Origin of the sequence: Streptomyces sp. NPDC047515, assembly GCF_040643055.1 — a bacterium.
Lineage (GTDB): Bacteria > Actinomycetota > Actinomycetes > Streptomycetales > Streptomycetaceae > Streptomyces.
The window spans coordinates 1-12483 of record NZ_JBEYTM010000103.1; the positions used below are offsets into that span (position 1 = coordinate 1).

Annotated in this window: 14 protein-coding genes and 1 pseudogene; 7 read left to right on the forward strand and 8 right to left on the reverse strand. The window is 70.4% G+C overall.

Annotated elements, in window-relative coordinates; genetic code table 11:
• Positions 1 to 93: 93 nt before the first annotated feature.
• Positions 94 to 240: pseudogene (locus ABZ826_RS37575) on the forward strand (DNA polymerase III); the annotation flags it as partial.
• A 46-nt stretch (positions 241 to 286) separates the two neighbouring features.
• Here ABZ826_RS37575 and ABZ826_RS37580 read toward each other — a convergent pair.
• Entirely contained in the window at positions 287 to 1090 is an 804-nt protein-coding gene (locus ABZ826_RS37580) for a HEAT repeat domain-containing protein (RefSeq protein ID WP_361458848.1), read from the reverse strand.
• Between the two features lie 402 nt (positions 1091 to 1492).
• Between ABZ826_RS37580 and ABZ826_RS37585 the strand changes: the two genes are divergently transcribed.
• The 5 genes from ABZ826_RS37585 to ABZ826_RS37605 all read left to right on the forward strand — a co-directional run bounded on the left by ABZ826_RS37585 (position 1493) and on the right by ABZ826_RS37605 (position 4461).
• A complete protein-coding gene (locus tag ABZ826_RS37585; RefSeq protein WP_361458850.1) occupies positions 1493 to 1711 on the forward strand; it encodes a YcxB family protein in 219 nt (72 codons plus the stop codon).
• Positions 1708 to 1830, forward strand: a complete 123-nt coding sequence (locus ABZ826_RS37590; RefSeq protein ID WP_361458852.1) for a hypothetical protein — start codon at positions 1708 to 1710, stop codon at positions 1828 to 1830. The genes ABZ826_RS37585 and ABZ826_RS37590 overlap by 4 nt, the downstream gene beginning before the upstream one ends.
• Before the next feature lie 402 nt (positions 1831 to 2232).
• Complete coding sequence (locus ABZ826_RS37595) at positions 2233 to 2367, forward strand: hypothetical protein (protein WP_361458854.1); 135 nt, start codon at positions 2233 to 2235, stop codon at positions 2365 to 2367.
• 91 nt (positions 2368 to 2458) lie between these two features.
• Positions 2459 to 3178: a DsbA family oxidoreductase gene (locus ABZ826_RS37600; protein ID WP_361458856.1), complete on the forward strand. Its 720-nt coding sequence runs from the start codon at positions 2459 to 2461 to the stop codon at positions 3176 to 3178.
• Between the two features lie 221 nt (positions 3179 to 3399).
• The gene (locus ABZ826_RS37605) at positions 3400 to 4461 is read left to right on the forward strand and encodes an aminotransferase class V-fold PLP-dependent enzyme (RefSeq protein WP_361458857.1); all 1062 of its coding nucleotides are present in this window, start codon (positions 3400 to 3402) and stop codon (positions 4459 to 4461) included.
• 42 nt (positions 4462 to 4503) lie between these two features.
• On the opposite strand, the gene ABZ826_RS37610 is transcribed toward ABZ826_RS37605, so the two are convergent.
• Positions 4504 to 4989, reverse strand: a complete 486-nt coding sequence (locus ABZ826_RS37610; protein ID WP_361458859.1) for a MarR family transcriptional regulator — start codon at positions 4987 to 4989, stop codon at positions 4504 to 4506.
• Positions 4990 to 5156: 167 nt separating this feature from the next.
• Between ABZ826_RS37610 and ABZ826_RS37615 the strand changes: the two genes are divergently transcribed.
• A complete protein-coding gene (locus tag ABZ826_RS37615) occupies positions 5157 to 6233 on the forward strand; it encodes an alkene reductase (RefSeq protein ID WP_361458861.1) in 1077 nt (358 codons plus the stop codon).
• A 174-nt stretch (positions 6234 to 6407) separates the two neighbouring features.
• Here ABZ826_RS37615 and ABZ826_RS37620 read toward each other — a convergent pair whose 3' ends face one another.
• From ABZ826_RS37620 to ABZ826_RS37645, 6 genes are all read right to left on the reverse strand, one after another.
• Positions 6408 to 7433, reverse strand: coding sequence for a VOC family protein (locus ABZ826_RS37620; protein WP_361458863.1), 1026 nt, complete (start codon positions 7431 to 7433; stop codon positions 6408 to 6410).
• 128 nt (positions 7434 to 7561) lie between these two features.
• The gene (gene thpD / locus ABZ826_RS37625) at positions 7562 to 8455 is read right to left on the reverse strand and encodes an ectoine hydroxylase (protein WP_361458865.1); all 894 of its coding nucleotides are present in this window, start codon (positions 8453 to 8455) and stop codon (positions 7562 to 7564) included.
• A gap of 3 nt (positions 8456 to 8458) precedes the next feature.
• Complete coding sequence (locus ABZ826_RS37630; RefSeq protein WP_361458867.1) at positions 8459 to 8857, reverse strand: ectoine synthase; 399 nt, start codon at positions 8855 to 8857, stop codon at positions 8459 to 8461.
• An 82-nt stretch (positions 8858 to 8939) separates the two neighbouring features.
• Positions 8940 to 10208 carry a diaminobutyrate--2-oxoglutarate transaminase gene (gene ectB / locus ABZ826_RS37635; protein ID WP_361458869.1) on the reverse strand — a complete coding sequence of 423 codons (1269 nt, stop codon included), beginning with the start codon at positions 10206 to 10208 and terminating at the stop codon, positions 8940 to 8942.
• 131 nt (positions 10209 to 10339) lie between these two features.
• On the reverse strand, positions 10340 to 10804 hold the full coding sequence (ectA, locus tag ABZ826_RS37640) for a diaminobutyrate acetyltransferase (protein WP_361458873.1): 465 nt from the start codon (positions 10802 to 10804) through the stop codon (positions 10340 to 10342).
• 405 nt (positions 10805 to 11209) lie between these two features.
• Positions 11210 to 12316 (reverse strand): aminotransferase class V-fold PLP-dependent enzyme, encoded by a 1107-nt coding sequence (locus ABZ826_RS37645; protein ID WP_361458871.1) that lies wholly within the window; start codon positions 12314 to 12316, stop codon positions 11210 to 11212.
• Between the last annotated feature and the right edge of the window lie 167 nt (positions 12317 to 12483).

Consider the following 12483-nt stretch of genomic DNA (forward strand, 5'->3'; position numbering starts at 1 on the left):
ACGAACCTCTTCCATCTCCTCAGGTGTCACACCTGAAAGAAGATCACAACCCTACTCCTGCTTGATCATCCGGGGTACCTAACAAAGCCCTACTACGGGCTGCGCAAGAAACCCGGCATGGACCACGCCCTGCAGATCGCCGGACTGCCGCTTGAGGGACGCCATCACCGCGGCGAGGACGACGCGTGGAACATCGCCGCACTCGTCCTCGATCTGTTGGGCCGTGGCGCATGGCCGGCCGGTCACGGCCACAGCCCCGAGACGATCGATTTCAAGGGTTCAATGATCACTGCGACTCACGGAAGGCCTCTACCGCCTCCCGGACGTCCGGGTGCAGGTCGTCAGCGAGACCGTCCAGCAGATCAGCGACCCCAGGGGTGGACCAGCGGGCGACCGCCCACACCAGGTCCTTTCGTACGCCGAGGTCGGGGTGGGCAGCAAGGCGGGTCAGCTGGGCAAGCGGGCCTCGTCGGCGCATACCGAACCAATGCAGTGCCTCCCGCAGCATGGCTGGGTCTCCGGGGTCGCCGGCTGCCGCGACCCTGGCGAGCAGCACTTCGGCCGGTGGCGGCGGTCCGTCCAGCGGATGCGGCAGCCGCTCCCGCAGGCGCCGCGCCCCGTACTCTCCCCTCACCCGGCATCCGAAGCAGGTGCAGGGGCGGACGCCGTGCGCGTCCGGCCAGTATCGCCAGCCCACAGCCTGTGGCGCTGTGCGGATCCGGTGCACTTCGCGCGGCCGGATCGCCCGAGGTACGAACACCTCCCACCCTCGCGGGTCGTCCAGTGCAGCGATTCGCCGCACCGCCTCGGCCGCGGGAACGGTGGACTGGGCGTCCCGCGTCCGGTCCGTATAGCGCCCGACCAGCACGTGCTGGTCGTCGTCCAGCCGTACGTGGACGGCCACAAGCCCGCCCCGGCTGCCGAAACGGGCCAGTTCGCGCAGCCACTGGTGGGTGAGGGTGTACGACGGCAGCACCGGAAAGCAGTACACCCCGCGCACACTGCCTTGTCCCCGGCTGGCTGCCCGGATCCCGGACCGTCGGATGCGCTGTGCGTTCGCCGCCGACGTCAAGTGCACAAACATCGCCATGACCGGGCATGTTACTTGCCCGATTCCATGGGACCTTCAGGGTATGAAACGAAGAGGCGGGCCAACCCTCCTGTGTGAACACTGAGTTGGACGCCCTCGCTACCGCACTGTACGTCCGGGCCGACGATCTGCTGAAGTCCTTGCCGCATATGGCTCCCTGCCGGCGGCAGGTGCCGTTGTCGAGCTGAGATACGCGCTGGGGCAGCCGGACTGGTCCGACGCGTTCCACGCACGCGGGCGGGTACGGGGGATCAAGGGCCGGTTGCGAGGGCTGCTCTCGCCGGTTCTCTTCGCAGTGGCGGTGTGGCTGCTCGCGTCGTCCTGGTGGTGTGGGGGTACCCGCGGCTACAGGCCGCCCACGTGCAGCGGATCATCGGATGGCATGGCGAGTACTGTGCCACCGTGTCTCCGGCCGGGATCACCTGCCGCAGCGACCACAGCACGTTGGTCCAGAAGTGGTCCGTCTTCCAGGGCTATCGGGAGACGGCTGGCCACTTCGTCCTGCTCACCCGGGACCCCGACACCATGTGCGTCGGTGTTCTGCCCAAGCGGGCCGTGCGTGAGGCCGGGGGCCTCGACCGACTGCGGGCCATCCTGGACCAGCACACCACTCGCGTGTGACGAACGGGAGCGACTCGATGCGCCGGCACATCCGGCGCCGCCCCGGCCTCACCCCCGGCGCGTACCGTGCGTCCTTCAACGGACCGACCACGGCGCCCGTCGAGGCGGCAGCGCTGTGACCGCCCGGAGCGGTGAGACGTTCGCGACCGGCCGGGCGGTGTCCGACATCGAGGCGCTGCTCGCCTGGCCCGTACCTGCCGTGGGGCCGACGGCCGACGCGGGCGAGCCGGACGCCGGGGAGTGGTCCGGGACCGAGGGCGAGGGCTTCCGGATCCTGCCGCTCTGGGAGAGCGACGGCCTCGTGGGGGTGTACGGGCCCGAATGGAACGAGGCCGAGGAAGCCGCGGCGGGTCATCTGGCCGACCTCGTGGGCGAGTTGGACCGGCGATGGGGTGGGCATCGGACGGCGGGCATGCGGGTGCCGATCTTCCGCGACCTCGCGGACGAGCCCATGCCGCCGCTGTACCGGGCACTGTGCGACCGGGACTGTCTCGGTGACCTGGCGGTATGGGGGCCGGTGGGTGGCGGTCTCCCTCAACCAGAGCGACGGCGACGCACCGGTGATCATTGTGGCCGTGGTCGCCGACCGCCCGGTCGTCGAACTCGACGACCGGAGCAGCCCGGCGGGGGAGCCGCCGCGCGCGGGCGGGGAATGAGGGGGTCCGCTCCCGCGTTGTGCCACGGGAGCGGAGGGCGGCTTCGTGCTGCCCGAGCCGTAGTCACGAGAACACGGAGAGAAGAAGAGACATGCGCGTCGAGATCTGGAGCGACATAGCCTGCCCCTGGTGCTACATCGGGAAGGCCCGCTTCGAGAAGGGCCTGGCGGGGTTCGCCCACCGCGACGAGGTCGAGGTCGTGCACCGGTCCTTCGAGCTCGACCCGGGGTACGCCAAGGGCGACACCGCGCAGGTGATCGACATGCTGGCGCAGAAGTACGGGCGCACCCGTGAAGAGGCGCGTGCCATGGAGGCGAACGTCGCGGCCAACGCGCAGGCCGAAGGGCTCGGCTACCTCACCGAGGGCCGTGACCACGGCAACACCTTCGACATCCACCGGCTGCTCCACCTGGCCAAGGCCCGCGGCCGTCAGGACGAGCTGCTGGGCCTCGCCTACCGGGCGAACTTCGCCGAGGAGCGTTCCGTCTACGACGGTGACGTGCTGGTCGAGCTGGCCGTCGAGGCAGGGCTCGACGCCGACGAGGCGCGCGCCGTTCTCGCCGACCCGGAGGCGTACGCCGCCGAGGTGCGGGCCGATGAGCGTGAGGCGTCCGAGCTGGGGGCGAACGCGGTGCCGTTCTTCGTGTTCGACCGGCGGTACGGAATCTCCGGCGGCCAGCCCGCCGAGGTCTTCGCCCAGGCGCTCGAACAGGCGTGGAAGGACCGGCCGCTGACCGTGATCGGCGGCGACGCCGCGGCCTGCGACGCCGACGGCGCCTGCGAGGTCCCGCAGACGGGAAGCGGCGCCTGAGCGGGCCTGCGGGCGGGCGGCGACGGCGCCCGAGCGGCCTGCGGGCGGGTGGTTGCGTGGCCGCACGGCCCCGTAGGCAAGCGGTGGCGTCGCCTGCGCGACCCGTACGCCGGTGGCGACGTCCGACGGCCCGTCCTGAGCCGCATGCATAAGCATTACTTGGGTGCACCCCTTGATTCGTGGTAATTGACGATGAATCAAGGCGGCTTCAGGCTGGGCTCATGGAGACTACTTCGCTCAGCCGTGCGGTGGACGACGAGTTCGCGCCGGAGACCACCTACCTCAACACCTCCAGCTGCGGGCTGCTGCCCCGGCGCACGGTGGCGGCGGTCGGGGAGCTCGCCGAGGCGCTCGCCACGGGGTGCAGGAACGGTTCCGGCGACTTCGAGGCGGTGGACGCCGCCCGCGCCGGGTTCGCCCGCCTCGCCGGAGTCGGCGCCGACCGGGTCGCCACCGGCAGCTCGGTCTCCGTACACGTCGGGCTGATCGCGGCCTCCCTGCCGCAGGGGGCCGAAGTCGTGGCGCCCGAGGGGGAGTTCAGCTCCGTCGTCAGTCCGTTCGCGGTCCGTGGCGATCTCAGGATGCGCTATGTCCCGCTGGACGGGCTGGCCGATGCGGTACGGCCCGGCACCGCGCTGGTCGCCTTCTCCTCCGTGCAGTCCGCCGACGGCCGGATCGCCGATCTGGACGCGGTACGCGAAGCGGCCGCCGCCCACGGCGCCCGTACGCTGCTCGACGCGACCCAGTCGGCCGGCTGGCTTCCGCTGGACGCCGGGGCGTACGACTACACGGTCACCGGCGGCTTCAAGTTCCTGCTCTGCCCGCGGGGTGCGTCGTTCCTCACCGTCACCGAGGAGGCCCAGCGCACCCTGCCGCCCGTCTTCGCCGCGTGGGTCGCCTCCGATGACCCCTGGAACAGCACGTACGGCCCGGTCGAGCGGCTCGCCCCGGGCGCGCGCCGTTACGACGAGCCGCCCGCCTTCCTCTCGTACCACGGTGCCGAGCGCTCTCTCGCGCTGCTGGGCGAGGTCGGGATCGACGCCGTCCGTGCCCACGCCACCGGTCTCGCGGCCCGCATGCGGGCCGGGCTGGCCGGAATGGGGCACGAGGCGGTGCCGGGGGAGTCGGCGATCGTCGCCGTGCCCGGACTCGGCGGGCGGGCGCCGGAGCTGGCGCGGGCCGGGGTGGTGGTCTCGGAGCGGGCGGGCAGCCTGCGCGCGGCCTTCCACCTGTACAACACGGAGGCGGATGTGGACCGTGCCCTGGACGTGCTCTCCGGCTGAATCCGCCCGGGTACCGGCTGGACCCGTCCGGGCGCCGGGGGATCAGCAGCGCTCGGGGCAGTCCGCGGTCTCCTGGCAGAGGTTCGCCTCGACCTTGCCGAGCAGCCGCGCCAACTCCTCGCGCTCGGCCGTGTCCAGTCCGGCGAGGGTGTGCTCCTCCAGATTCGTCCAGGCCCGCTCGACGGCGGCGTGCAGCGCACAGCTGTCGTCGGTGGCCTCGACCAGGACGGCCCGGCGGTCGTCCGGGTCGGGGGAGCGGCGGACGTGCCCGGTCTGTTCGAGGCGCTGGAGCATCTTGGTGACGGTGGAGGGGTCGAGGTCCATGACCCTGATCAGCTCGGACTGGCGCACCGCGCCCGCGTCCCACAGGTACATCATCAGGAACTCCTGGCCGGGGTAGAGCCCAAGCCCCTTGAGCAGCTTGCCCGCGGCGATCCGGTGCAGCCGGGCGACCCGTGAGACGGCATGGCTGACAGGGCCGCCGAGGGCGGCGCTCGGCAGGTCGGGACAGGCGGGGTCGGCCTTCATCGGGACTCCTCGGGGTGGTGCCGGGCCGGCGCCCCGGCGCTGCGGTGCGGGCCGGAAGCGTGGATTCGGCGCTTGCTGCGAACTTTACCTTGGTCGGCCAATTAATGGGCTACAGTGGCGCAGGCGGAAATAGTTGGCCGACCATATAAATTTTCCGGGAGCTCATCATGACCACCGCTTTCGACCCGATCGACCTGTCCGGCACCCAGCTCGCCAACCGCATAGCGATGGCTCCGATGACCCGCAGCCGGGCCGGTGAGGGCGGTACCACCACGGATCTCGTCGTCGAGTACTACGCCCAGCGCGCGTCGGCGGGCCTGATCATCACGGAGGGCATCCAGCCGTCGGTGGTGGGGCAGGGTTACCCCAACACCCCGGGACTGCACAGCGCGGAGCAGATCGCGTCCTGGCGCAAGGTCACCGACGCGGTGCACGCGGCGGGCGGCCGGATCTTCGCCCAGCTCATGCACGCGGGCCGGATCGGCCACCCGGTCCTGCTGCCGGACGGGCTCACCCCGGTCAGCGCATCCGCGGTCAAGCCCGCCGGTCAGCTCTACACCGGCACGGGACTGGAGGACTTCACCACCCCGCGCGAGCTGACCGGCGACGAGGTCCGGCAGACCATCGCCGACTACGCGACGGCCGCCCGCAACGCGATCGACGCCGGCTTCGACGGGGTCGAGCTGCACGGTGCCAACGGCTACCTCATCCACCAGTTCCTCTCGCCCAACACCAACCTGCGCGACGACGAGTGGGGCGGCTCCGAGGAGGCCCGCATCCGGTTCGCCGTCGAGGTGGTCAAGGCCGTCGCCGCCGAGATCGGCGCGGAGCGGACCGGGCTGCGCATCTCGCCCGGAAACACGTACAACGACATCGACGAGCCCGTGCTGGACTCCGTCTACACCGCGCTGGTGCGCGAGATCGAGCCGCTCGGCCTCGCCTATCTGCACGTCCTGGAGGCGGTGGAGATCCGCGAGTTGACCCTCGCGCTGCGCAAGCAGTTCTCCGGCACGTTCGTTCTCAACGCGCTGACGGAGGGGCCGACCGGGCCGGACGACCACTCGGTGATCGACGACGGGATCGCCGACATCGTCTCGTACGGCGCGCTGTTCATCGCCAACCCGGACCTGCCCGCCCGGCTGAAGGCCGGCGGCCCGTTCAACACCCCGGACCCGTCGACCTTCTTCGGCGGGGACGCGAAGGGGTACATCGACTACCCGGCGCTGGACGCCGATCGGTCCTGAGGCCCGGAGGGGCACCGGGATCTTCCGTCGGGACCGGGCCGGATCGGTGGGCCGGGGCCCGCGGGCCGGGCATGATCCCGACCAGATGCCCAAGGCCGTGTCGGCCCGGGACCCGGATTCTCACAGCCCCGGGGCGGCCGTCCGGCCCGCCCCGGGGCCCCGGCCGGGCTCTCGTCACTCCCGGCCGGGCTCGACCAGCGGCGCGCTGTGCCACTTCCACGACGTGACCCGCGATCGGCCGGGCAGCTCGGCGCGGCCGGTGGCCCAGAGCAGGACGGCCCACCGGTCGGCGTCCTTCGGCGCGTCCGGGAACAGGCGGGCCAGCACCCGGTCGCAGAGGTCGGCGGGCGGCGCCCAGGCGATCTCCAGGCTCGCGGCGAGGTCCTGCGTGTGCACCAGGGTCTCCACGATGCCCATGGCGGCGAAGCCCTCCGGATCGGACACCCCGTAGGAGTGGTACGAGCGGACCTCCGGCGAGGCCGTCCGTACCATCGCCGCGAGCAGCGCGCCGCTCGCCTCCAGCGTCTGGAGCAGTCCGCCGGGCCCGGCCGACCGGTCCGCGAAGATCGCGTTCAACGGACCGCCCTCGCGGGTGGCTTCCCAGCGGTACGGGACGTACGTCTCCAGCGCCGGCCGGCGGGGGCCCAGCTGGGTGGCGTAGGAGAAGAGGTCGTCGCTCAGGTGCTCCGCGGTCTCCCAGCAGTTCCACTCCAACGACCCGGCCGGGACCAGCCAGTCGTCCATCGGGGACTGTCGCAGCGCGTCGACCGCGAGACGGACCGCGGTGGTCACGTCGTCCGCCGTGACCGGCAGCCGGGTTCCGGTGAGCGACGCCCGCTCCGCCGCGCCGCACTCGACGCAGAACTCATTGCCCTCCGGGTCGGCGAGCGTCGCCCAGCCCCGCCCGTTCGGCCGGCGGTGGTCGGCCACGAGGGTCGCGCCCAGGCCGAGCAGCCGCTCCACCTCCTCGTCGCGGGTGCGGTCCCGCGGCTGGATGTCCAGGTGCAGACGGTTCTTGGTGTTCTTGGGCTCCGGCACCGAGATGAACAGCAGCGCGGCGCCGGGGGCTTCGACGAGCGCCTCGGGATCGCCGGGGGCGTCCTCGCGGGAGAGCGGGGCGCCGAGCACCTCGGCCCAGAAACCGCCGAGTTCGTAGGCGTCGGCGCAGTCGATCGTGATGTGACGTACCAGTGAGGTCATGGGCCCCACTGTCGCCGCTGACGGCTGTCCCGGTCCACCGACTTCGAGCGCGGTCCACGCACGCGAAGAAGGGGGTGGGGCGACGGTCGCCGCCCCACCCCCTTGTCCGGTCCGGGTTCTCCGGTACGTCACCTCACCGGTGTGAAGTCCCGCGCCCCGATGAACTCCGGACGCCGTGCCGGAGCCGCGAACGGCTCATCGGCGGCGTTCTCCACGCTGTTGAAGACGATGAAGACATTGCTGCGCGGGTAGGGGGTGATGTTGTCCCCCGAGCCGTGCATGCAGTTGCAGTCGAACCAGGTGGCCGAACCCGGCCTGCCCGTGAAGAGCTTGATGCCGTGCCGGTCGGCCAGCTTCGTCAGCGCCTCGTCGGACGGGGTGCCGGCGTCCTGCATCTTCAGGGACTTCTTGTAGTTGTCCCTCGGCGTCTCGCCCGCACAGCCGAGGAACGACTTGTGCGAACCGGGCATGATCATGAGCCCGCCGTTGGTGTCGTGGTTCTCGGTCAGCGCGATCGACACGGACACCGCCCGCATGTTCGGCAGACCGTCCTCGGCGTGCCAGGTCTCGAAGTCCGAGTGCCAGTAGAAGCCCGAAGCGCCGAAGCCGGGCTTGACGTTGATCCGGGACTGGTGGACGTACACGTCCGAGTCGAGGATCTGCCGGGCCCGGCCCACCACGCGCTCGTCGCCGACCAGCCGGGCGAAGACCTCGCTGATCCGGTGGACCTCGAAGACCGACCGCACCTTCTGCGACTTCGGCTCCACGATCGAGCGTTCGTCGGCCCGCACCGCCGGATCGGCGATCAGCCGGTCCAGTTCGGCGTGGTAGACGGCGACTTCGTCCGGCGTGATCAGTTCGTCGACGGTGAGGAACCCGTCACGTTCGAAGCCCTGCAGGTCCTTGACGGAGACCGGCCCCGGGGCGCCGGGGGCGGACCAGATGACCGGGTCCTGGCGAGGCGTGGTCATCTCGGCCGCACCGCGTGTGGGGTACAGATCGGCGCGTACATCGGTGGTCATGGTTCAGCCCTCCTCGGTCATCAGCGGATAGACACCGTTCTCGTCGTGCTCCTCCCGCCCGGTGACCGGAGGGTTGAAGACGCAGACGCAGCGGAAGTCGGTCTTCGGCCGCATGGTGTGGTGCTCATGGCCGTCCAGCAGGTACATCGTGCCGGGGGTGATCCAGTGCTTCTCGCCGGTCTCGTCATTGGTGAGCTCGGCCTCGCCCTCGACGCACAGGACGGCCTCGATGTGGTTCGCGTACCACATCGACGTCTCGGTGCCCGCGTACATCGTGGTCTCGTGGAGCGAGAAGCCCACCTTCTCCTGGGCGAGCACGATGCGCTTGCTCTCCCAGGTTCCGGAAGCGGCCTTCACATGCCGGTCGGTGTTCTCGATGTCACTGAACGATCGGACGATCACGGTGGGTCGGTGCCTTTCTCTGCGGTGGTGCTTGTGTGCGTACCTGTCCGGGACGGGAGGCCCAGGACAGGTGGTCAGGTGGTCAGGCCGTCTCGCGGACCGAGCGGGCCAGCGTCCGCAGGCCCTCGTCCAGCTCCTCGGGGGTGGAGGTCAGCGGCGGCAGCAGCTTCACGACCTCGCTCCGCGGACCGGAGGTCTCGACCAGGAGGCCCAGCTCGAAGGCGCGGGCGCAGATGGCGGCGGCGCGCGAGGTGTCGGTGAACTCCACGCCCCAGACCAGGCCGCGGCCCCGGAACCGCGCACCCAGCCGGGCGTGTTCGTCACAGATCGCGAGCAGCGCCTGCTCGATCTGCTCGCCCCTGGCCAGGGTCTGCTTCTCCATCTGTCCGTCCGCCCAGTAGGCGTCCAGCGCGGCGGCGGCCGTGACGAACGCCGGGTTGTTGCCGCGGAAGGTGCCGTTGTGCTCGCCCGGCCCCCAGATGTCCAGCTCAGGCTTGAACAGACAGAGCGACATGGGCAGTCCGTAGCCGCTGATGGACTTCGACAGGGTGACGATGTCAGGGGTGACGCCGGCCTCCTCGAACGAGAAGAACGCCCCCGTGCGCCCGCAGCCCATCTGGATGTCGTCGACGATCAGGAGCATGTCGCGGCGACGGCACAGATCGGCGAGCGCCCGCAGCCACTCGGGGCGCGCCACATTGATGCCGCCCTCGCCCTGCACCGTCTCGACGATCACGGCGGCGGGCTTGTTGAGACCGGATCCCTGGTCCTCCAGGAGCCGTTCGAACCAGAGGAAGTCGGGCACCCTGCCGTCGAGGTAGTTGTCGAACGGCATCGGGGTGCCGTGCACCAGCGGGATACCTGCCCCGGCCCGCTTGAAGGCGTTGCCGGTGACGGCCAGCGAGCCCAGCGACATGCCGTGGAAGGCGTTGGTGAACGAGACGATCGACTCGCGCCCCTTCACCTTGCGGGCCAGCTTCAGCGCCGCCTCGACGGCGTTGGTGCCGGTCGGGCCGGGGAACATCACCTTGTACGGGAGGTCGCGCGGGCGCAGCACGTTGTTCTGGAAGGACTCCAGGAAGGCGCGCTTGGCGGTGGTGGCCATGTCGAGGCCGTGGGTGATGCCGTCGCGCTCGATGTAGTCGATCAGCGCGCGTTTCAGCACGGGGTTGTTGTGGCCGTAGTTGAGAGATCCCGCGCCGGCGAAGAAGTCGAGGTAGCTGTGGCCGTCCTCGTCGGTCAGACGGGAGCCCTGCGCACGGTCGAACACCGCGGGCCAGCCGCGGCAGTAGCTCCGTACCTCCGACTCCAGGGTCTCGAAGACACTCAGTGCGGGCGGGGTGATGGTCACAGGGAATCTCCTGCTTGAGGGGGGCGTGACGGACGACGGTGCAAGGGTGCGGGGGTGCTCGGGAACGGAGCGGCCGGGGCGGGCGGACGTGGTGGCGGCCGAAGCGCCCGCAGACGGACCGGCGGACGCGCTCAGGTGTGGAACGGGCCGATGCGGTACAGCACTTCCGGCAGATGCGTTCCCTCGGGGAACAGTTCGCCCGCGAAGAGCACTTCGCGTTCCAGGGCGACGTCGTGGCGCTGCGCGTAGGAGGTGAACAGCCGGTCCGACGCGGTGTTGTCCGGGGTGACGGTCGTCTCGACCGAGGCCAGCCCCTGGGCGGCGGCGACCCGCGAGGTCAGCGCGTCCAGCAGCTTTCCCGCCAGTCCGGTCCCGCGACGGCCGTGGTCGACGGCGACCTGCCAGACGACGAGCGTCTCGGGGCGGTCCGGCCGGAGGTATCCCGTCACGAAGGCGATGGCTTCGCCGGTCTCGTCGCGGGCGACCACGGAGGTCTCCGCGAAGTCGCGGCACCACAGCAGGTAGCTGTACGAGGAATTGAGGTCCAGGACCTCGGAGTCGCGGGCGATGCGCCAGATCGCGGCCCCGTCCTCCACTCGTGGGGTGTCGATGGTGAGAAACTCGCTTCGGGCACTTGCAAAATCTGCTGGTGCGGCGGTCATGCGAATTGAATTTACCCAGCAAATTCTGAAATTGCATCGACGCAAGGGGTTGGGCGGTGCGATCCGCTGTGTTATCACGCGGGCGTGTGCACCGGTGCGATCTGGCTGCGCTTTATACCGTTTTGGGGGCTATTTATCCGGCATAACGGTCGCGCTGTGGAGTCGGTCACAAGGTCGTAACTCTCGGGTGACGCAACGGAATTGTGCGGATCGACCTCGGGCTGGACGCGGGGAAACTTGGGTGTTTAGGGAACGGGAAAGCGGGCAGAAGAATGCGGGGAGCTGCTCTGAATAAAGCAGCTCCCCGCATTTGTGGAATATTGATGTCCCGGCGTGGATTTACTCGCTCGGCCAGGTTTCCGAAACGGCTTTGCGGGCAGCTTCGAAGTCGACCTGCCGGCCCGCATCGGCCAGCGCCGCCCCCAGAGCCGCGAGCGAGGACCGCACCGCGCCCCGCGTCGCATCCACACCGTAGTGATTGACCCGGATCATCTCCTTGGACAGTGCCCCGCCGCCCGCGATCAGCGGCAGCGACGGGTCGGCCGCGAGCGCCCGTGCGACCAGCTCCGCGGCGTCGATCCCATCGGGGGCGCGCAGCGTGGTCGCGACCGGGGCCGCCTCCTTCGCCTCGTGCACATACGGCGACAGCCCGCCGCCGAGAGCCACCGCGCCGGCGCGGGTCGCCGCGGCGGCCGAGGCGTGCCGGGCCATCAGCGCGTCCAGGCCCTCGGCCTCGATCCGCTCCACACAGGCCTCCAGGGCCAGCATCTCCAGCTGGGCGGGGGCGTGCAGCAGTGCCTTGCGGCCGCCGTCGATCCAGCGCTCCTTCCAGTCCAGGAGCGAGAGGTACGAGCGGCGCGGGGCCTGGGGGTTGGCGGCGATCCGCTCCCAGGCCCGTTCGCTCACCGACACCGCCGAGACCCCGGCCGGGCCGCCCATCGCCTTCTGCGCGCCGATCACACAGAGGTCGACGCCCCACACGTCCGGCAGCAGCGGCTCGGCGCCCACCGAGGCGACGGCGTCCAGCATGAACAGCGCCCCGTGCGAACGGACCACCTCACCGATCTCGGCGACCGGATTGGTGTTGCCCGTCGCCGCCTCCGCGTGCACCAGGGAGACGAAATCGATCTCCGGGTGCTCGGCCAGGGCCCGCGCGACCTGGTCGGCGGTGACCGCCGTGTGGAACGGGACCGCCAGGTCGACCACATTGGCACCGCAGTCCCGCAGCCAGTTGCCGAAGGTCTGCCCGTACGGGCCGGTGACGACGTTCAGCGCGGTCGAGCCGGGCCGGGCGCCGCCCCGGATGCAGCCTTCGAGGGGGAGCAGCGCCTCGCCCTGCGTGATGACGACGTCCTGCTCGGTGGCGAGGAGGCCGGCCACCCGCTTCTCGATGGCCGCGAAGTGCGCGGCGGTGAGCGGGGTGAGGTCGAGGAAGGGGTGCGTCACGGTGGTGCTCTCTTCGGATCGGGTCGGTGCGGCGCGGGTGCCGCGTACGGACGGGGTTTGCGTCGAAGCCTACTAACCTCGATCTTTCGTGATTGGTCGTCAGCTTTGGTTGGCGGCTGATGCGTCGTTGTGGAGAGTGTGCGGGCAAGCGGAGGGCCCGATCGTCA

Excerpts from the sequence above, each read along its gene's own strand:
- ABZ826_RS37600 (WP_361458856.1), top strand. The coding sequence starts at position 2,459 with ATGCGCGTCGAGATCTGGAGCGACATAGCCTGCCCCTGGTGCTACATC.
- ABZ826_RS37615 (WP_361458861.1), top strand. The coding sequence starts at position 5,157 with ATGACCACCGCTTTCGACCCGATCGACCTGTCCGGCACCCAGCTCGCC.
- ABZ826_RS37605 (WP_361458857.1), top strand. The coding sequence starts at position 3,400 with ATGGAGACTACTTCGCTCAGCCGTGCGGTGGACGACGAGTTCGCGCCG.
- ABZ826_RS37620 (WP_361458863.1), bottom strand. The coding sequence starts at position 7,433 with ATGACCTCACTGGTACGTCACATCACGATCGACTGCGCCGACGCCTAC.
- ABZ826_RS37580 (WP_361458848.1), bottom strand. The coding sequence starts at position 1,090 with ATGGCGATGTTTGTGCACTTGACGTCGGCGGCGAACGCACAGCGCATC.
- ABZ826_RS37610 (WP_361458859.1), bottom strand. The coding sequence starts at position 4,989 with ATGAAGGCCGACCCCGCCTGTCCCGACCTGCCGAGCGCCGCCCTCGGC.
- thpD (WP_361458865.1), bottom strand. The coding sequence starts at position 8,455 with ATGACCACCGATGTACGCGCCGATCTGTACCCCACACGCGGTGCGGCC.